Annotated in this window: 13 protein-coding genes; 4 read left to right on the top strand and 9 right to left on the bottom strand. The window is 73.2% G+C overall.

Translation table 11 applies throughout. The features are described 5' to 3' along the window. Positions 1-747 precede the first annotated feature (747 nt). Positions 748-1,236, top strand: coding sequence for a GNAT family N-acetyltransferase (locus AQJ66_RS06010; RefSeq protein WP_061917652.1), 489 nt, complete (start codon positions 748-750; stop codon positions 1,234-1,236). Positions 1,237-1,387: 151 nt separating this feature from the next. Here the strand turns inward: AQJ66_RS06010 and AQJ66_RS06005 are convergent, their stop codons facing one another. Next, positions 1,388-2,257, bottom strand: coding sequence for a helix-turn-helix transcriptional regulator (locus tag AQJ66_RS06005; protein ID WP_279617309.1), 870 nt, complete (start codon positions 2,255-2,257; stop codon positions 1,388-1,390). 79 nt (positions 2,258-2,336) lie between these two features. Between AQJ66_RS06005 and AQJ66_RS06000 the strand changes: the two genes are divergently transcribed. Further along, positions 2,337-3,092 (top strand): SDR family oxidoreductase, encoded by a 756-nt coding sequence (locus tag AQJ66_RS06000; RefSeq protein WP_061918318.1) that lies wholly within the window; start codon positions 2,337-2,339, stop codon positions 3,090-3,092. A 123-nt stretch (positions 3,093-3,215) separates the two neighbouring features. Further along, a complete protein-coding gene (locus AQJ66_RS05995) occupies positions 3,216-3,425 on the top strand; it encodes a tautomerase family protein (RefSeq protein WP_061917645.1) in 210 nt (69 codons plus the stop codon). Positions 3,426-3,489: 64 nt separating this feature from the next. Here AQJ66_RS05995 and adh read toward each other — a convergent pair whose 3' ends face one another. From adh to xylB, 5 genes are all read right to left on the bottom strand, one after another. Further along, a complete protein-coding gene (gene adh / locus AQJ66_RS05990; RefSeq protein ID WP_061917641.1) occupies positions 3,490-5,013 on the bottom strand; it encodes an aldehyde dehydrogenase in 1,524 nt (507 codons plus the stop codon). A gap of 91 nt (positions 5,014-5,104) precedes the next feature. Next, on the bottom strand, positions 5,105-6,436 hold the full coding sequence (locus AQJ66_RS05985; RefSeq protein WP_061917638.1) for a GAF domain-containing protein: 1,332 nt from the start codon (positions 6,434-6,436) through the stop codon (positions 5,105-5,107). Positions 6,437-6,516: 80 nt separating this feature from the next. Further along, positions 6,517-7,119 (bottom strand): N-acetylmuramoyl-L-alanine amidase, encoded by a 603-nt coding sequence (locus AQJ66_RS05980; RefSeq protein WP_061917635.1) that lies wholly within the window; start codon positions 7,117-7,119, stop codon positions 6,517-6,519. A gap of 525 nt (positions 7,120-7,644) precedes the next feature. Continuing rightward, positions 7,645-8,856, bottom strand: coding sequence for an ROK family transcriptional regulator (locus AQJ66_RS05975; protein WP_061917632.1), 1,212 nt, complete (start codon positions 8,854-8,856; stop codon positions 7,645-7,647). A 49-nt stretch (positions 8,857-8,905) separates the two neighbouring features. Further along, positions 8,906-10,351: a xylulokinase gene (gene xylB, locus AQJ66_RS05970; RefSeq protein ID WP_061917629.1), complete on the bottom strand. Its 1,446-nt coding sequence runs from the start codon at positions 10,349-10,351 to the stop codon at positions 8,906-8,908. Positions 10,352-10,495: 144 nt separating this feature from the next. On the opposite strand from xylB, the gene xylA reads away from it, so the two are divergent. Further along, entirely contained in the window at positions 10,496-11,662 is a 1,167-nt protein-coding gene (gene xylA, locus AQJ66_RS05965; RefSeq protein ID WP_061917626.1) for a xylose isomerase, read from the top strand. A 641-nt stretch (positions 11,663-12,303) separates the two neighbouring features. Here the strand turns inward: xylA and AQJ66_RS05960 are convergent. The 3 genes from AQJ66_RS05960 to AQJ66_RS05950 all read right to left on the bottom strand — a co-directional run bounded on the left by AQJ66_RS05960 (position 12,304) and on the right by AQJ66_RS05950 (position 17,813). Continuing rightward, on the bottom strand, positions 12,304-13,644 hold the full coding sequence (locus tag AQJ66_RS05960) for an esterase-like activity of phytase family protein (RefSeq protein WP_061917623.1): 1,341 nt from the start codon (positions 13,642-13,644) through the stop codon (positions 12,304-12,306). Between the two features lie 132 nt (positions 13,645-13,776). After that, on the bottom strand, positions 13,777-15,051 hold the full coding sequence (locus AQJ66_RS05955) for an SWIM zinc finger family protein (RefSeq protein WP_061917618.1): 1,275 nt from the start codon (positions 15,049-15,051) through the stop codon (positions 13,777-13,779). Then, complete coding sequence (locus AQJ66_RS05950; RefSeq protein WP_079060085.1) at positions 15,048-17,813, bottom strand: DEAD/DEAH box helicase; 2,766 nt, start codon at positions 17,811-17,813, stop codon at positions 15,048-15,050. Before AQJ66_RS05950 ends, AQJ66_RS05955 begins: the two co-directional genes overlap by 4 nt. Positions 17,814-18,153: the final 340 nt, after the last annotated feature.

The raw sequence follows: 18,153 nt of genomic DNA, 5'->3' as shown, positions 1-18,153 counted from the left end.
GAGCTGGGCGTACACGGAGATGAATCGTCCTCGGCGCCCGCCTGGGACCGCCGCCGTCCGGGCGCCGGCTCCGGTTGCCATCGGCGGGTGCTCAGCGCTTTCTGGAAGAGCGGGTGGAACGGCCCGTTCATCCAGGAGGAGCGCACGATGGCGCAACCGGTAAGCAGGCCGACGATCAGCGCTGAGCAGTTCAGCCGAGTGTGTGACGAGATCAGGAGCACGGCGGCGCCCGAGCAGAGCGCCCAGTCCGTCCGGGACTGCGCCCTGCGCATAGTGCAGACCCTGGGTCTGGCGCTGTCCACGGATGACCTGAGCAGACTCCTCGCCGAACTCATGGCCCCCGGGGCGGCCCCACCCCGAGGGAGCCCTCACTACACCCGAGAGGCCATTCTGGACATGCCTGACGAACAGCCGGGAGAAGACGAAGGTCCGGTCAGGTAGAGCGGCCGGAACGACTCGTCGCGTCCACGGCTCGCCTGAGGGGGCTTTCCACAGGGATGCCGTCCGGTCCGCGGGCCGGCCCGGGACGCTCACTTGGAACTCGGACAGTGGCGCGTGGGACCGCGTTGATCCCGGAGGGTGCAAACCCTTGCCCGGCGCGGCCGCCCGGCAGCGTGCAGTGGTCGGTCCCTGCGGCACCCGCCGAGGCCGACGCCCTCCCCTTTCTCCGGGGAGCGGTGCAGGAGCGCCTGCACGAGCAGCCGACCCGCCGCACGAAGGCACCCCCCGGTGCGAAGTACTCTCCCGATGAGTTCACGCACTTCCCCGATCAGCGAGCCGATCACGATACGGAGGGCCGTCGCGCGGGATGCCAAACGGCTCACGCGGCTCGTGCGTGGCTCAGGCGCCTACGAGGGCAAGTACGCAGCCGCGGTCGCGGGCTACCGGGTCGGCCCTGACTACATCGAGGCCCACCGCACCTTTGTGGCCGTCGGCGCCGACGAACACGGAGGCCGGGTCCTCGGGTTCTACGCGCTCGTCCTCGCTCCACCGGAGCTCGACCTGCTGTTCGTCGCCGACGAAGTGCAAGGGCGGGGTATCGGACGGCTGCTCGTGGCGCACATGCAGTCCGAGGCACGTGCCGCCGGGCTCGACCGTGTCAAGGTCGTGTCACATCTTCCCGCGAAGGACTTCTACCACCGCGTCGGTGCGGTGCGCAGCGGGACCGCGCTCGCGAACCCGCCCGCCGTGATGTGGGACCGTCCCGAGTTCGAGTTCCGCATCCTTCCGGAATGACGAGGTGTGCCGGTTCACGGGGCACCGGCTTCGCCTGCACGGTGGCCCGCATGCCGGAGCCGCTGGACGCCGCGCCGCTCGATCGGACACTCGCCCCTCGACGACCCTGATCGCCCCAGCCGAAGCGGCGAGGCCGGGGGAGGGCAGGACGTCAGGGTGTCGGTTCGATGACCTGTTGGGTGCCGATGACGGCGAGGAGGTCGAGGGCGTCGGCGCTGTCGGTGCCGACTGCGGGGGTGAACCAGAGCAGTCGCTGCCGGCCGTCTTCGCTGAACAGGTTGAGGCAGTTGACCTCGATCAGGCCGAGCGCGGGGTGGTTGAGGCGTTTGCGGTCGTCGCGCCGGAAGGCCACGTCGTGGTCGGCCCACAGGGCGGCGAATTCGGGAGAGGCGCCGAGCAGCGAGCCGATCATCGAGCTGGCTTCGGTGTCCTTGGCGTCTCGTCTGGCGGCGGCTGCGCGCAGGTCTGCGACGAAGGCGCGGGACTGCTTCGCATGGTCGGCTGCGGGGTACAGGTGCCGGGCGGCGGGGTCGGTGAACCATCGGTGGACGAAGCTGGCCCGGGAGCCCCGGAAGCCGGAGTGGTCCCCGAGCAGCGCCACTGCGAGCGGGTTCTGTACCAGAGTGACGTGCAGGTCGGTGATGACCTGCGCGGGTGTCGACGTCAGACGAGTGAGCAGGTCGAGCATGCCGGGGTGGACGTGCGAGGCGGCTGAGCCGTGCACGGGCACCGGTCGGTCCGCCAGGTGGTAGAGGTAGTCGCGCTCGTCAGCGGTCAGGCGCAGTGCCCTCGCCAGCGCGGCGATCATCTGCTCGGAGGGCTGGGACCCGGCTCCGCGTTCGAGTTCGTTGTAGTAGTCCACCGAAACTCCGGCGAGCTGCGCGACCTCATCGCGGCGCAGCCCGGGCACCCGGCGCCGGGGGCCGGACGGCAGTCCCACGTCGGCGGGACGGATGCGCTCACGCCGGGAACGCAGGAAGACCCCCAGCTCGGTGTGTCTCACAGAACCCATGCCTCCCATTCTGCGTCCGGCCGCACCACGGACACAGGGGATGACATCCCCTGGTTCCGCAGGCCGGAGCCCCCGCATCGTGGAGGACATGGCTACGAATCACACCACTCCGGCGGCCCTACGGGTCGCTGTCGTCACCGGCGGATCGCGCGGCATCGGCCGGGCGGTCTCCCATCGGCTCGCTCTGGACGGCCTGGCCGTCGTCGTGAACTACGCCCGGGACGCGGCCTCCGCCGAGGAGACGGTGGCGGCGATCAGCGCCGCCGGCGGCCGGGCGATCGCGGTACAGGCGGACGTGGCGGACGAGAAGGAGGTCGCCGCGCTGTTCGACCGGACGGAGGAGGAGTTCGGCGGTGTGGACGTCGTGGTGAACTCGGCCGGCCGGATGGCCCTGGCGCCCATCGCCGAACTGGACCTGGCGGCGCTCGACGCCATGCATCGCACCAACATCCGCGGCACCTTCGTCGTGGCCCAGCAGGCCGCCCGGCGACTGCGCCCGGGCGGTTCGTTCGTGGGGTTCTCGACGTCCGTGGTGGGCACGCAGTTCCCGACCTACGGCGCGTACGCGGCGAGTAAGGGCGCCGTCGAGTCGATGACCATGGTCCTTGCCCGGGAGCTGCGCGGGCGGGACATCACCGTGAACACCGTCGCCCCGGGCCCCACGTCCACGGACATGTTCCTCGAAGGCAAGACGCCCGAGCAGATCGACCGGCTCGCCAAGACCCCGCCGCTGGAGCGGCTGGGCACCCCGCAGGACATCGCCCAGGTGGTCGCCTTCCTCACCAGCCCGGCAGGGCACTGGGTGAACGGCCAGATCCTGCGCGCCAACGGGGGCATGGTGTGACCGGCTCCTGACCACTCCGGCGCCGCCCGAGGAGCGACCCATGGCCGGACGCCCTCGGACCACATGCCTCCGCTTCACGGAAGAAACCCGCTCGACCGGAATCCCACTCAGGGAGAGACACCCATGCCCTTCGCCCACTTCAAGGTTCCCGCGGGCACCGTCACCGCCGAGGACAAGAAGAAGATCATCGAGCGCACCACCGACCTGTACGCGGAGATCTACGGTGAGCGGGCCCGCCCCCACACCCTCGTACTGATCGACGAGGTCGTCGACGGCGGCTGGGGCTTCGGCGGCACCGTCCTGACCGCCGCCATGCTCGACGAGGACGCCTGACCCCCCGTCCCTTGTCGGGTTGCCTGGAACGCAACGATGCCTCCAGGCAACCCGACTGCAGGCTCTAGAAGAAGCCCAGCTTCTTCGGCGAGTAGCTCACCAGCAGGTTCTTCGTCTGCTGGTAGTGCTCCAGCATCATCTTGTGCGTCTCGCGGCCGATGCCCGACTGCTTGTAGCCGCCGAACGCCGCGTGAGCCGGGTAGGCGTGGTAGCAGTTGGTCCAGACGCGACCCGCCTGGATCGCGCGGCCCGCGCGATAGGCGGTGTTGGCGTCCCGCGTCCACACGCCCGCGCCGAGGCCGTACAGCGTGTCGTTCGCGATCTTGATGGCGTCGTCGAAGTCGCCGAAGGAGGCCACCGAGACGACCGGGCCGAAGATCTCCTCCTGGAAGACGCGCATGCGGTTGTCGCCCTCGAAGATGGTGGGCTGGACGTAGTAGCCGCCCTTCAGCTCGCCGTCGTACTCGACGCGTTCCCCGCCGGTGAGGACCTTGGCGCCCTCCTGGCGGCCGATGTCCAGGTAGGAGAGGATCTTCTCCAGCTGGTCGTTGGAGGCCTGCGCGCCGATCATCGTGTCCGTGTCCAGGGGATGCCCCGGCTTGATCTGCCGGGTACGGGCCACGGCCGCCTCGACGAACTCCGCGTAGTGGCCGCGCTGGACCAGCGCCCGCGAGGGGCAGGTGCACACCTCGCCCTGGTTGAGCGCGAACATCGTGAAGCCCTCGAGCGCCTTGTCCCGGAAGTCGTCGTCGTGCGCCCAGACGTCGTCGAAGAAGATGTTCGGGGACTTGCCGCCCAGCTCCAGGGTGACCGGCTTGATGTTCTCCGAGGCGTACTGCATGATCAGCCGCCCGGTCGTGGTCTCCCCGGTGAACGCCACCTTCGCCACCCGCGGGCTCGACGCCAGCGGCTTGCCCGCCTCCACGCCGAAGCCGTTCACGATGTTCAGTACGCCCGGCGGCAGCAGGTCGGCGATCAGGCTCATCCAGTAGTGGATGGACGCCGGGGTCTGCTCCGCGGGCTTGAGCACGACCGCGTTGCCCGCGGCGATCGCCGGCGCGAGCTTCCAGGCGGCCATCAGGATCGGGAAGTTCCACGGGATGATCTGCGCCACCACCCCGAGCGGCTCGTGGAAGTGGTAGGCGACCGTGTCGTCGTCGATCTCGCCCAGCGAACCCTCCTGCGCGCGGATGGCGCCCGCGAAGTAGCGGAAGTGGTCGATGGCGAGCGGGATGTCGGCCGCCAGCGTCTCCCGCACCGGCTTGCCGTTCTCCCAGCTCTCGGCCACCGCGAGGGGCTCGAGGTGAGCCTGCATCCGGTCGGCGATCTTCAGCAGGATGTCGGACCGCTGCGCCACCGGCGTACGGCCCCACCCGGGCGCTGCCGCGTGCGCCGCGTCCAGCGCCAGCTCCACGTCCTCCGCGGTGCCGCGCGCGATCTCGGTGAACGGCTGTCCGTTGACCGGCGACGGGTTCTCGAAGTACTGCCCGCGCGTCGGCGGCACGTACTCCCCGCCGATGAAGTGGTCGTAGCGCGCCTGGTAGGAGACGATCGCGCCCTCGGTGCCGGGCGCCGCGTAACGGGTCATGCTGGTCTGCCTCCCGGTGAAGCGCTGCCCGCCGTTGGGCAGCTTCCGGCGCGAGGCTAGGCGGGCGGACGTTGCACCTACGTTGCGGCATCTACGGTCGCGGCACCTGCGTCGTGCGCCGCGTCGGCGGTATGGAAGGTCGGCGGGCCCGTACCGGTGGCAGGGCGGGCCCGGCCGGCAGGCTCAGCTCGGCCTCCAGCGCGGCCAGCCGCGCCCGCACCGGAGCCGAGGGACGCACCGCCGCCAGGGCACGCCACACCTCCACGTCGTCCTCCCCCCACGGCGCGTGCGCCCAGTCGGCCAGCAGGTCGGGGTCGCGGTGGGCGATCAGCCCCGTCCGCAGGCCGTCGGTCAGCCGCGTGCGGAGCCGCACGACCGCCGGGGCCTGGGAGCCCGGCAGCAGCGGACCGGTGTACGCCGCCAGCGCCGACGTGAGCGCACCCGCCCGCAGCCGCCGCTCCACCACGGTGGCGTCGGACTCGACCGCCACCGTCAGCCGGTACGGCCGCGAGGCGAGCAGCCCGGGACCCACCAGCCGCCGCAGCCGGGCCAGTTCGGCGCGCAGCGTCACCGGGGTCACCGACTCGTCCTCGTAGAGCGCGCACAGCAGCTCGTCCCCGGTCAGGCCCTCGGGGTGGCGGGCGAGCAGAACGAGGATCTCACTGTGCCGGCGGCTGAGCCGTATCCGGTGTCCCTCCAGACGCAGTTCGGCCTCGTCGCGGCCCAGCGCGCTCAGCACGGCGGTGTCCTCGGTCCGCCGGGGCGGGGCGAGGAGCGCCAACTGCGACTCGGCCGCCCGCGCCACCGCCCGTACGAAGCCCAGACTGTGCGGATGCGCCAGCCCGTCGCCCCCGGTGATGTCCACGGCGCCGAGGACCCGACCGGTGTGCGGATCGTGCACCGGTGCGGCGGCGCAGGTCCACGGCTGCACCCGCCGTATGAAGTGCTCCGCCGCGAACACCTGCACCGGCCGGCCCAGGGCGACCGCGGTCCCCGGCGCGTTGGTGCCGACCGCCGTCTCCGACCAGCGTGCCCCCGGCACGAAGTTCATCCGGTCGGCCAGGCGCCGGGTCGCCGGGTGCCCCTCCACCCACAGCAGCCTGCCATGGGCGTCGCACACCGCCAGCAGGTGCTCGCCGTCGGCTGCGAACGTCCCCATCAGCTCCCGGAACAGCGGCATCACCCGGGCCAGCGGATGCTCGGCCCGGTAGGCGCCGAGGTCGCCGTCGGTCAGCTCCACGCTCGCGGTGCCGTCCGGGCCCACGCCGGCTCGGGCGCTGCGCCGCCAGGACTCGGCCACCACCGACCGCACCGGGCGCGGCACCGTGCCGGCCCTGGTGAACGTCTCGTGCGCCCGGCGCAGCGCCCGCACGCGCTCGGCGGGGTCGGTCCCCGGTTCCAGGGCCACCCATGGATCGGTCACTCGTCCTCCCCGGACGACGAAAAGGCTGCGCCCATCGTCACGCGCCCTGCCGGTACGGACAACCGGTCCGTCCGATGCGCCTAGGCGATATTGACCAGTCTGATGTAGCGGACCCAGTCCCACGCGGGCCCCGGATCGGTGTGGTCGGTGCCGGGCACCTGGTAGTGGCCGATGATGTGCTCCCTGTCCCTGGGGATCCCGTACCGGGCGCAGATCGCCGCCGTCAGTCTGGCGGACTGCTCGTAGAGGGCGTCGGTGAAGTAGGCGGGCTGGTCCTCCCAGCCCTCGTGCTCGATGCCGATGCTGCGGGTGTTGTAACCCCAGTTGCCCGCGTGCCAGGCGATGTCCGCCTCCCGGACGCACTGGGCGACGTGCCCGTCCGCGGAGCGGACGACGTAGTGCGCGGACACCTGCCTCTGCGGGTCGCGGAAGATCGCCAGGGTGTCGGCGTACGTCTCCTCCGTGACGTGGATGATCACACGGTCGACGGTGTAGGACCCCGGGCGGGTGGAGGAGGTGTAGTTGCCGGAGTAGGCCGGCTGCCATTCGGTCGGCGGGTAGTCGTCGGCTTCCCGCGCACCCGCGCGGGTGGCGGGGAGCAGTGCGAGGGGGACGGCGGCGAGGGCCGCGCCCTTCAGGAGGCGTCGTCTGTCGAGGTGTGGTCCGGGCCGGTCGGTGTCCATCGGCTGCTGCCTTTCGGAGGCGGGTGTGGGGGGCATCGCTTGCCGGTGCGAGCAGAACGATGGCGACGTGATCGCCCGGCCGGCGAAGCGACACGCGTCCAGCACACCGAATGCGCGCGAGTGGCGGCTGGATGGCGGGTGCCGAGGGGCGGTGCGGGTGGTGCGGCCGGCCGTTGCATTGCTCCCCCGATGCGTGTCGGCGCACTCCCACTCGGCGTGGAGGCGCTCCCTCGTTCCGCGGGCGCACCGCCGCGAACGGACCGGCGGCTGCGCCTCGTGCGAATCACGTTACGGCGTGGGGGAGTTGGGCAGAAGGGCGTGCCGTGGATCCGTGGACAGGGCGCGATCTGTGGACAACTGGGCCACCCGATCGGGTGAGATCGGCCCGCCGGGACGAGCCGCCGGACCCTTTGTCCCGCGCTGGGGGGCGCTGCCCGGGAGAACCGTCGGAGCCCGGGTCTGCCGAACCGTCAGAGCCGAGTCTGCCGGGCCCGTCGCGCCGTCAGAGTCGTGCCTGGCGGACTGTCAGAGCCGCTCCGCCACCGCCGCCGGATCGTCGAGAACCGTACGGACGACCGAGTGCGCGGCGCCCAGCAGCGGGCCTTCGGAGCCCAACCCGGACACCGTCACCGGGCAGGCCGGTCCCGTCGTACGGCCTGTCAGTTCGGCTTCCAGGGAGGGCAGCAGCCAGGGGGAGAGGGCTGCGAGGGCGCCGCCCAGGACGACCGTCTCGGGGTCGAGGAGGTTGACGGCCCCGGTCAGGGCGATGCCGAGAGCCGTACCGGCGTCCCGCAGCGCCTGCCGGACGGCCTCGTCGCCCTTCTCGGCCCGGTCCGCGAGCAGGCCGACCCGGTCCTCCTCGCGCGGCTCCAGCCCGGCCGCGCGCAGCACCGCCTCCTCACCGGCGTACTGCTCCAGACAGCCGCGCCCCCCGCACGCGCAGGCGGGCCCGTCCGGGTGCACGGGCACATGGCCCAGCTCACCCGCGAAGCCCCGCCTGCCGCGCAGCAGCTGCCCGTCCACCACGACCGCGGCGCCGATGCCGATCTCGGCCGAGACGTGCAGGAAGTCGTGCGGGGTGCCGGTGCCGAGCCACAGCTCGGCCAGCGCACCGAAGTTCGCCTCGTTGTCCACGCTCAGGGGTATGCCGCCGGGGAGCAGGGCGCCCAGGTCCGTGTCGTGCCAGTCGAGGTTCGGGGCGCGTACGACCGTACGGCCGTCGCGGGCCACCAGTCCGGGCACCGCGACCGCGAGTCCGGCGGGCCACAGACCCTCACCGTCCGCGGCGGCCACCACCTGGTGGACCAGCTCCGTCAGCTCCGCGATCACCGGCCCGGGAGCGCGGCCCCGGTTCACGCCGTGCCGCACGGCCCGCGCCCGCAGGGTGCCGCGCAGGTCGACCGCGCACACGGCCAGATGGTCGACGCCGATCTCCGCGCCTATGCCCGCCGGGCCGCGCCCGCTGACCGCGAGCGCCGAACCGGGCCGGCCCACCCGGCCCGGCCGTTCCGGACCCAGCTCCTCCAGCAGTCCCCAGCGGATCAGTTCGTCCACGAGGGACGACACCGCCGCCCGCGTCAGACCGATGCGCGAGGCGACCGCGGCCCGCGACAGGGGACCCTCCGAGCCGACGGCGTGCATCACCCGGGACAGGTTGCGGCGCCGCATGCCCTGCTGGGTGTCCGGCAGGGAGCGGCCCGGGCCGGATGGGCGGCCGTCGTGCAGCGGTGCGGTCATGCCTCCGTCAGTCCTCGGTGTCTGCGGCCGGCCCGGCTCCGGGCCGGGTTCAGTGCGCGTCCGTTCCCCGTTCCAGCAGCGGGGCCGCGTCGGAGAGTACCCCGCTGATCCGGTCGAGTGTCGCCTGGTCCCGCTCCACGGCCTCCAGCACCGGGCCCGCGGCGGTGTTCCAGCGGCGGGCCACCGCGGCCGGGTCCTCACCGGTCAGCAGACCCGCCGCCTGCGCAGCCGCGCCGAGGGCCACCAGTTCCCTGGCCTCGGGCACCTGGACGGGCCGACCCGACAGCCGCCGTACCGTCTGCTGCCAGGCGGTTCCGCGGGCTCCGCCGCCGATCAGCAGCAGCGGGGTGGTGCGGTCCGCGTCCTCGTCCAGCACCAGGTCGAGCGCGCCGAGCAGTGCGTGCACCGCGCCGTCGTAGGCCGCCTGCAGCAGCTGGCCGCCGGTCGTGTCGTGCCGCAGACCGTGCAGCAGGCCGGAGGCGTTCGGCAGGTTCGGGGTGCGCTCGCCGTCCAGGTAGGGCAGCAGGGTGACGGCGGTGCCGGGCTCGACCGCCTCGCGGTCCAGGCCCAGCAGGGCCGCCACGCGGTCCACGGCGAGCGTGCAGTTCAGGGTGCAGGCCAGCGGCAGCCAGTCCCCGTGCGCGTCGGCGAAGCCCGCCACCGTCCCGGTCGGGTCGGCCGGGCGGTGCCGGGAGACGGCGTACACCGTGCCCGACGTGCCGAGGCTCAGCACCGGCGTGCCCGGCCGCAGCCCCAGACCGAGCGCGGCCGCCGCGTTGTCACCGGTGCCGGGCGCCACGAGGGTGCCCTTGGAGAACGGCAGGTCGTGACCGCCGCGCACGGTGCCCGCCACCTCACCGGGCCGCACCGCGCGGGGCAGCAGCGCCGGGTCGAGCCCGACGTGCGCCAGCGTCTCCTCGTCGTACGCCTCCGTCCCGGACGCCCACCAGCCGGTGCCCGAGGCGTCGCCGCGGTCGGTGGTTCCCTGGCCGGTGAGGCGCTCGGTGAGGTAGTCGTGAGGGAGCCGCACCGCCCGGGTGGCACGGACGGCCTCCGGCTCGTGCTCGGCCAGCCACGCCCACTTCGTCACCGTGAACGACGCCCCGGGCACGCTGCCGGTGCGCTCGGCCCAGGCCTTAGGGCCGCCCAGCTCCTCCACGAGCCGGCGGGCCTGCGGCGCCGAGCGGACGTCGTTCCACAGCAGCGCGGGCCGCACCGGCTCGCCCCGCTCGTCCAGGGTGACCAGGCCGTGCTGCTGGCCGCCGATCGACACCGCGGCGGCCTCGTGCGCCGGCTCGCCGCACTGGCGCAGCGCCTCGCACAGCGCGTCCCACCACTGACGCGGATCACTCTCCCGGCCCGCACCGGCGGACACGGTGTGCGGCGCCTGGCCGCTCGCCACGACCCTTCCGGTCGCCGCGTCGACGACCAGCGCCTTCGTGGACTGGGTGGACGTGTCCACACCGACGACGAGCGGACCCTCGGCTGCTGACATCGGGCTCTCCTGTTCCGCGGCTCTGCGAGGCCTGCCGCCAAAGACACTTTGTCGGCAAAGACACCTTGTCTCTTCCCAGAGGTGCTCCGGCATACTAATTTGTAAACGGCCATGACGAAATAGCACGCAGCAAGGAGCCACGGCATGAGCTACCAGCCCACCCCCGAGGACAGGTTCACCTTCGGACTGTGGACCGTCGGCTGGCAGGGACGGGACCCGTTCGGCGACGCCACCCGCCGCGCCCTCGACCCGGTCGAGACGGTGCAGCGCCTGGCCGAGCTCGGCGCCTTCGGGGTCACCTTCCACGACGACGACCTGATCCCCTTCGGATCCACCGAGACCGAGCGCGAGTCCCACATCAAGCGCTTCCGCCAGGCTCTGGACGCGACCGGCCTGACCGTGCCGATGGCCACCACGAACCTCTTCACGCACCCCGTCTTCAAGGACGGCGCGTTCACCGCCAACGACCGCGACGTCCGCCGCTACGCGCTGCGCAAGACGATCCGCAACATCGACCTCGCCGTCGAGCTGGGAGCGAAGACGTACGTCGCCTGGGGCGGCCGCGAGGGCGCCGAGTCCGGTGGCGCCAAGGACGTGCGCACCGCGCTCGACCGCATGAAGGAGGCCTTCGACCTCCTCGGCGAGTACGTCACCTCCCAGGGCTACGACATCCGCTTCGCCATCGAGCCCAAGCCCAACGAGCCGCGCGGCGACATCCTGCTGCCGACCGTGGGCCACGCGCTGGCCTTCATCGAGCGCCTGGAGCGCCCGGAGCTGTACGGCGTCAACCCCGAGGTCGGCCACGAGCAGATGGCCGGGCTCAACTTCCCGCACGGCATCGCGCAGGCCCTGTGGGCGGGCAAGCTCTTCCACATCGACCTCAACGGCCAGTCCGGCATCAAGTACGACCAGGACCTGCGCTTCGGCGCCGGCGACCTGCGGGCCGCCTTCTGGCTCGTCGACCTCCTGGAGAGCGCCGGTTACGCGGGCCCGAAGCACTTCGACTTCAAGCCGCCGCGGACCGAGGACCTCGACGGCGTGTGGGCGTCGGCGGCGGGCTGCATGCGCAACTACCTCATCCTGAAGGAGCGCGCGGCCGCCTTCCGCGCCGACCCGGAGGTCCAGGAAGCGCTGCGCGCCTCGCGGCTGGACCAGCTGGCCCAGCCGACCGCGGCGGACGGCCTCGAGGCCCTGCTCGCCGACCGCGGCGCCTTCGAGGACTTCGACGTGGAGGCGGCCGCCGCGCGCGGGATGGCCTTCGAGCGGCTCGACCAGCTGGCGATGGACCACCTGCTGGGGGCGCGGGGCTGATCACCCACGCGCGCGTGCGGGTGCGCGCGCGGCTTCGGCGGGCTGAACGGCTTCGCGTGATGAGTTGCGACGGAATCGCACCGTCCATGACGTGAGCCGGTATCAGCTTCCGCGCGCGGGTGGTGTCGTGACCGGACGGCGGTGACTGTGGAGGGCATGTCGCCGCCGCCCGTCCCACCCGATCCGCCCGACCGGCCGGGCGGTGCCCCGCCACCCGGCGGTTTCGGACCGCCGCCCGGGGGCTACGGCCCGCCCGCGGCCTGTGAGCCGGAAGCGACCTGGCCGGCGCCGTCCGTCCCGCTCGGGCGGCGGGGCCGTGGCCCGCTGTTCGCCGCAGTGGCGGTCCTGGCGGCCGCCGCGGCCGTCCTCGCCGTGGTGCTGTGGGCCTCGGGGGGACACGGCCCGGGTGACGGCAAGGGGCCGGCTGCGGGAGACACGAGCGCGAGCCGCTCTCCCCGGCCCTCCTCGGGCCTGCCCACCGGGCCGCCCGGCCGGCTGCCGTCGGGGCTGCCGACCGGACTCCCCTCCGGGTTGCCCTCGCTACTGCCCTCGGGCTTGCCTTCGGGCCTGTCCTCCGCTCTGCCGAGGAACCTGAGGACGCTCCTGCCCTCCCTCCCCGGCGAACGGTCCTGAAGCGCCCCTCAGAGGCCTTCGGGCACTCGGACGTACGTCACGGTCGTCCGGATCCCGCTGTCCACGAGCCGGCCCTGGGCGTCGAACGCCCCGGCACCGTCGGTCATCCCGAAGTCGTTGTCGTCGATGAGGGCGAGCGTGTCGTGGTCCACGCGCGCGACGCCCTCGATCTTCTCCGGCACCCCGCTCACCCGGTCCAGGTCGACGACGAGCCGCTTGCGCAGCACCGGCACCCCCGCGGCGGCGGGGTCGTCCAGCTGCTCCAGGGACGGCGAGGTCGTGTCGTCGTCCCAGCGGCCGCCGAGGATGTCGGCGTCGCGGCCCAGCCGGACCACCTGCAGCCGGGCCGCCCTGTCGGTCCGTTCCTCCACCAGCAGCCGGTCACCGCCGACGGCCACCACCGAGGAGATCTTCAGCTCCGAAGTGTCGTCCTCTCCGGGGTCGACGACGTCGACCGGGTCGAAGCGGTAGGCGTATTCGGCGGTGACGGCCTTCTTCTTCGGGGAGAAGCGCAGCAGCCGGGTCGTGCGCGAGGCGTCCCCGGCGCCCGCGTCGGGCAGCGACAGCGGGCTCTGCAGGGCCAGTACGAGGTCACCGCCCGGAAGCTGCGCCAGCCCTTCGAAGCCGCGGTTGGCCTTGCGGTGCAGCAGGACGGAGGGCAGCGCCTCCACCACCGGGTAGCCGGCGCCGGTGAGGTGCAGTCCCCGGGGCACGTAGCGGGTGAGTACCCTCCCGCGCGCGGACACGTGGATCAGTGAGGGGCCGTACTCGTCCACGAGCCAGAAGGTGCCGTCGCCGGCCCGCACGATGCCCTCGGTGTCCAGGCCGTCCGGGTCGTACGGCAGCGCGGTGGAGGCGTCGTAGGTGTACGGCGCCTCGTCGCGGCTCTTCTGGTTCGGCAGCCCGGTGACGGCCTGGCCCGAGGAGGTGGTCAGGGGTATGGCGTCGACCACCTTCACCGCGTCACCGGCGACGCGGATCCGCACGATCGCGGGGTCGAACCCCGGCACCGGGAACGTCCGGCGCTTCTTGCCGTCCACCTTGATCTGGCCGTTGGGACCGCGGTCGGTCACCGTCCAGTACTCCCCCTTGCGGCCCGCCGGGTAGATGTCGCTGCCGATCCCGCCGAGCTTCACTCCGTGGTCGTCGTCCACGCTGCCCGGCAGCAGCGCGTTGCTGAACGGGCCCAGCGGGATCTCGCCCAGGGTCGCCGTCCGGATGACACGGGCGTTCTCCGACGGCGCCGCCATGGCCGGTCCCGCGGCCACGAGGGCGGCGGCCAGCGCCAGGGGCAGGCCTCGGGTGACGGTGCGGTGGACGCGGCGCCGTCCGGTGGCGTGCGGTGACATCGGACCTCCTGGGAACAACTTCGTTGACTGTGGCCAGATTTGAGGCCCGGACGGAACACCGTGCGACCTCCGTGTGAACACGCGGCGTCCGCCCCTCGGCGGGTCGTTCCGGCCGGGAGGCGGCCGCCGCCGTCAGACGTCCGTGCCGAACGGGTCCCCGGTGCCGAGCCGCGCCGTGACCACGGCCGTCGCCGGATTCCGGTCGGCAGCACCGGCCGGCAACCAGCGGCCGTCCTCGTCGCGGTACGGCCACCAGCGGTCGTCCCGGCCGAGGCGCAGCTGAACGCCCTCGCCGTGGACGGTCCACCGGTTGCCGCTCTGCCGGAACGCCGGCCGGTCATCCGACTCCCAGGCCGCCTCCAGGGCCGCACGCGCGCGTGCCAGCGCCGCGCCCTCCACCCGCCACTCCTCGTCGAGCACGGCCAGGGCCGGGGCGCCGCCGGCCCGCCAGGCACGGACAGCTGCCGACAACCCCTTCCGGCCTCGCCCCGAACCCTCGGCGAGCCGGCCGGCGACGGCGCCGGGCGCCTTGCCTGCGGCGAGCCGCACCGCGTCCTCGCCGACGGACCCGTCCACGACTACCGCCCCCCGCTCGTGCAGAGCCTGACCGAGCAGCCGGTGCGCTTCCACGGCCGTACACGCCGCCAGGTACGCCAGCGCCGTGGGATCGATTCCGGGCGGCGGTGCCGTGTCGGTGCCGAAGGACGCGGGTTCGCCGGGTGACTCGGGAAGGCCGGGCACAGGCGGCACCGGGGGCAGGCCGCCGGCCGCCGCCCAGGCCTCCGCGGCGTCCACGCCCTCGGCCGGCACGCCGGGGGAGAGTGCGCTTCGCCGGTGCAGCTCCCGCAGGAACATGCCCTGTGTCCGGCCGCGCAGGAGCAGCAGCACGAACGGATCCTCGTCCAGCAACCGCGCCACCTGGTGGCACAGGGCGGCGGTGTGCGCGCAGTGGTCCCAGGTCCCGCAGTCGCACTCCGGTTCCAGGTCCGGCGTACCCGGAAGGAGGTCCACTCCGCGGATCGCCGCGTCCTCGACCAGATGGGGCGGCAGTTCCCCGTCGAGGAGCGCGGCCAGGTGTCCCGCCTGCTCGACGGTCAGGTCCAGAAACCGGACCCACCGCTCCTCCGGGAGCTCGGGCACGAGCACGTCGGCGCGGTGTCCCACCCCGTCCGGCTCGCGGACGACGGCGGTGACACGTCCCGGCCGCACGGTCACCGCACCCACGCCGCCCGCGCGCGCGAGCCGGCGCCCCGCCTTCACCGCGGCGGAGTCCAGAGCCGCCTCCTCCAACGCCGCCAGCCAGGCGCGGCCCCACCAGGTCCGCGCGAATTCTCGCCCGCGCAGGGGCGGCAGTGCCGCGAACGTACGCTCAGGGTGCCGGTCGTGCTCGTGTTCGCCACCGTTCATCGCGCCTCCCCGCGCAGCTCCACCAGTGCGGCCAGTTCGGCGTCCGTCAGGTCCGTCAGCGTGGGCTCCGTGGCGCCGAGCACGGCGTCCGCGAGTTCCCGCTTGCGCCCGAGCATGTCCGCGATGCGGTCCTCGACCGTTCCCTCGGCGATCAGCCGGTGCACCTGGACCGGGCGGGTCTGCCCGATGCGGTACGCGCGGTCGGTGGCCTGCTCCTCCACCGCGGGGTTCCACCAGCGGTCGTAGTGCACGACATGCTCGGCCCGGGTGAGGTTCAGGCCCGTGCCCGCCGCTTTCAGGGACAGCAGGAACACGGGCGCCTCGCCGGCCTGGAAGCGGCGCACCATCGCCTCCCGCTCGGCGACGGGGGTGCCGCCGTGCAACAGATGGGAAGGCACTCCACGGGCCGTCAGATGCCGGGCGAGCAGGCGGGCCATGTGCACGTACTGCGTGAAGACCAGCACGCCCGACTCCTCGGCGAGGATGGTGCCGAGCAGTTCGTCCAGCAGTTCCAGTTTCCCCGAGCGACCCGCGAGCCTCGGTTCGTCCTCCTTGAGGTACTGCGCCGGGTGGTTGCAGATCTGCTTCAGCCCGGTCAGCAGCTTCATGATCAGGCCCCGGCGGCCCATGTCGTCGGCGTCCGCGATCCGGTCGAGCGTCTCGCGGACCAACGCCTCGTACAGGGCCGCCTGCTCGGGCGTCAGGGCGACCGGATGGTCGGTCTCGGTCTTCGGCGGCAGCTCCGGCGCGATGCCCGGATCCGACTTCCGGCGCCGCAGCAGGAAGGGCCGCACCAGCCCTGCGAGCCGCTCCGCGGCGGCGGGGTCCCGGCCGCCCTCGACGGGCTGCGCGTACCGCGCGCGGAAGGAGCCGAGGCGGCCGAGCAGCCCCGGAGTGGTCCAGTCGAGGATCGCCCACAACTCCGTGAGGTTGTTCTCCACCGGTGTGCCCGTGAGTGCCACGCGCGCGCGTGCGCCGATGGAACGCAGTGCCCGTGCGGTCGCCGCGTACGGATTCTTCACGTGCTGCGCCTCGTCGGCGACCACCAGGCCCCAGGGCACTCCGGCGAGCCGTTCGGCGTCCAGGCGCATCGTGCCGTAGGTGGTGAGGACGAACTCGCCGTCCGTCAGGGCCGCGAGACCGCGTCCGGGTCCGTGGTACCTGCGGACGGGGACACCCGGCGCGAACCGCTCGATCTCGCGCTGCCAGTTGCCGAGCAGGGACGCCGGGCAGACCACCAGGGCCGGACCGGCCGACGAGAGGTCCGTCTGCCGGTGCAGATGGAGAGCGATCAGGGTGACGGTCTTGCCGAGTCCCATGTCGTCGGCCAGGCAGCAGCCGAGCCCGAGGGCGGTGGTGCGGGCCAGCCAGCCGAGACCTTGCTTCTGGTAGTCCCTGAGGGTCGCGGCGAGGCCCGGCGGCGGCTCGACGGGCTGCGCCGCCCCGGGCTCCGCCACTCGCTCCCGCAGCTGCGCCAGCCACCCGGTGGGCCGTACGTCGACCCGGTGGCCGTCGGCCTCGACGGAACCCGTCAGGGCAGCCGCCAGGGCCTCGACCGGGGTGACGGAACGTTCCCGCCGGGTACGGGCGCGTTCCGCTTGACGCGGATCGACCAGCACCCACCGGTCGCGCAGCCGTACCAGGGGGCGCTTGGCCTCCGCGAGCGCGTCGAGTTCGTCGCGCGACAGCTCCCGCCCGCTCAGCGCGTACCGCGGACGGATCGTGAGCAGTGCGTCCGCCGACAGGAACGACGGCAACGCCGACGCCGCACCGTCCGGCGGACCGACGGCCGCGTGCTCGGTCATCCCGTGGGACACCTCCTTCGGCCAGTGCACGTCGACGCCCGCGGCGGCCAGTGCCCTCGCGCCCTCACCCAGGAGTTCGGTGATCTCGTCGTCGGCGAGTTCCACGGCGGCGGGAACCGAGGCGGAGAGCAAGGGAGTCAGCGGCGGCCACGCACGAGCCGCGCGGCGCAGTGCCACCAGCACGTCCGCCCGCGCGCGTGGGCCGAACGCGGGGGACACGGCTTCCGGTGCCGCCCACAGTCCGGCGGCGTCCACGACGTCCGCGGCCCCAGCCGCCCCGTTCACCCCGTGCACCTGGAGCACGGCACGCAACCGGACCGGCGCGTCCTCCTCGGACCCGGCGTCGGGTAGGCCCGGTGCCTCCACCCGCAACGACAGCCTCACGCCGGCGTCATGGCCGGCGGCGAGGCCGTCGGCCCAGTCCCGCAGGCCGGGCAGATGCTGGGCTTCCGGCGCCGCGAAGGCGGCACCGCCGGTCACCATGGGCGCGGCGGGGGAGCGGGGGAGCGTGTCGGCGACCGCGTCCAGGAAGGCCCGCAGCAACGGCTCGGGCCCGGGCAGCCGAGGCGGCCCTTCGGCGGTGAGCGGAACGGCGCGCGCCTCCGGAGGCATGGCGGCGGCGAGTGCGCGAACCGCTTCCGCGTCGTGTGCGGACAGGGGCCCCACCCGCCAGGCATCGTGACCGCCGGGGGAGAGGCCGGGCAGGAGCAGCCCGCGCGCCAGCAGATGCAGGGCCAGCAGTCCGGCCGCGCCCCAGAAGGTGGCGGCGCGGTGGCTGCCCCGTGTCGCACGCGCCGGCGTGAGCACGGGGAGTGCCGCGCGCAGCGGCAGCAGCAGGGCGGGCCGCCGCACCCGCTCGACGCCGCCGTCCGGCGCGGGCAGGACGAGGTCCAGCTCCGAGCCGGAGCCCTGGCCGACGGAGGGGAGGGCTGCGCCGTCCGGCCGCCAGAAGGCCATCAGGCCGGCGCGGGGTGGGTCGGAGGGGATGAAGACGGCACAGCAACGGCTGAGTCCGGGCAGACCCGAGGGCAGGTCCGGGAGGGTATCGGCGGACTGATCGGTGGACGAGCCTGGGGTCGGGGTCGGGGTCGGGGTCGGGGTCGGACGGGGGGACGGATCGGAGAGTGGTGCTCTGGGGGTCGTCTGCACAGCTCCGCAGTACTCCTCAAATTTGACTACTCGCCTGGGAGTCGCCGAGGGTACATCACGGCGAGAGGCTGTCACGAACGCCCGCGTTGCGCCCCGGACCACTAAGGGGCGTGTGTCAGGGATGTCTCAGGGTCCGGCTATGGAACCG

This window comes from Streptomyces bungoensis (genome assembly GCF_001514215.1).
Taxonomy (GTDB): Bacteria; Actinomycetota; Actinomycetes; order Streptomycetales; family Streptomycetaceae; genus Streptomyces; species Streptomyces bungoensis.
The sequence above is the reverse complement of the archived record's forward strand: the minus strand, read 5'-3'. Positions and strand labels throughout refer to the sequence as shown.

Coding starts and splice junctions, on each gene's coding strand:
- AQJ66_RS06010 (WP_061917652.1), top strand. CDS start 748: ATGAGTTCACGCACTTCCCCGATCAGCGAGCCGATCACGATACGGAGG.
- AQJ66_RS06005 (WP_279617309.1), bottom strand. CDS start 2,257: ATGGGAGGCATGGGTTCTGTGAGACACACCGAGCTGGGGGTCTTCCTG.
- AQJ66_RS06000 (WP_061918318.1), top strand. CDS start 2,337: ATGGCTACGAATCACACCACTCCGGCGGCCCTACGGGTCGCTGTCGTC.
- AQJ66_RS05995 (WP_061917645.1), top strand. CDS start 3,216: ATGCCCTTCGCCCACTTCAAGGTTCCCGCGGGCACCGTCACCGCCGAG.
- adh (WP_061917641.1), bottom strand. CDS start 5,013: ATGACCCGTTACGCGGCGCCCGGCACCGAGGGCGCGATCGTCTCCTAC.
- AQJ66_RS05980 (WP_061917635.1), bottom strand. CDS start 7,119: ATGGACACCGACCGGCCCGGACCACACCTCGACAGACGACGCCTCCTG.
- AQJ66_RS05975 (WP_061917632.1), bottom strand. CDS start 8,856: ATGACCGCACCGCTGCACGACGGCCGCCCATCCGGCCCGGGCCGCTCC.
- xylB (WP_061917629.1), bottom strand. CDS start 10,351: ATGTCAGCAGCCGAGGGTCCGCTCGTCGTCGGTGTGGACACGTCCACC.
- xylA (WP_061917626.1), top strand. CDS start 10,496: ATGAGCTACCAGCCCACCCCCGAGGACAGGTTCACCTTCGGACTGTGG.
- AQJ66_RS05960 (WP_061917623.1), bottom strand. CDS start 13,644: ATGTCACCGCACGCCACCGGACGGCGCCGCGTCCACCGCACCGTCACC.
- AQJ66_RS05955 (WP_061917618.1), bottom strand. CDS start 15,051: ATGAACGGTGGCGAACACGAGCACGACCGGCACCCTGAGCGTACGTTC.
- AQJ66_RS05950 (WP_079060085.1), bottom strand. CDS start 17,813: ATGGCCTTCTGGCGGCCGGACGGCGCAGCCCTCCCCTCCGTCGGCCAG.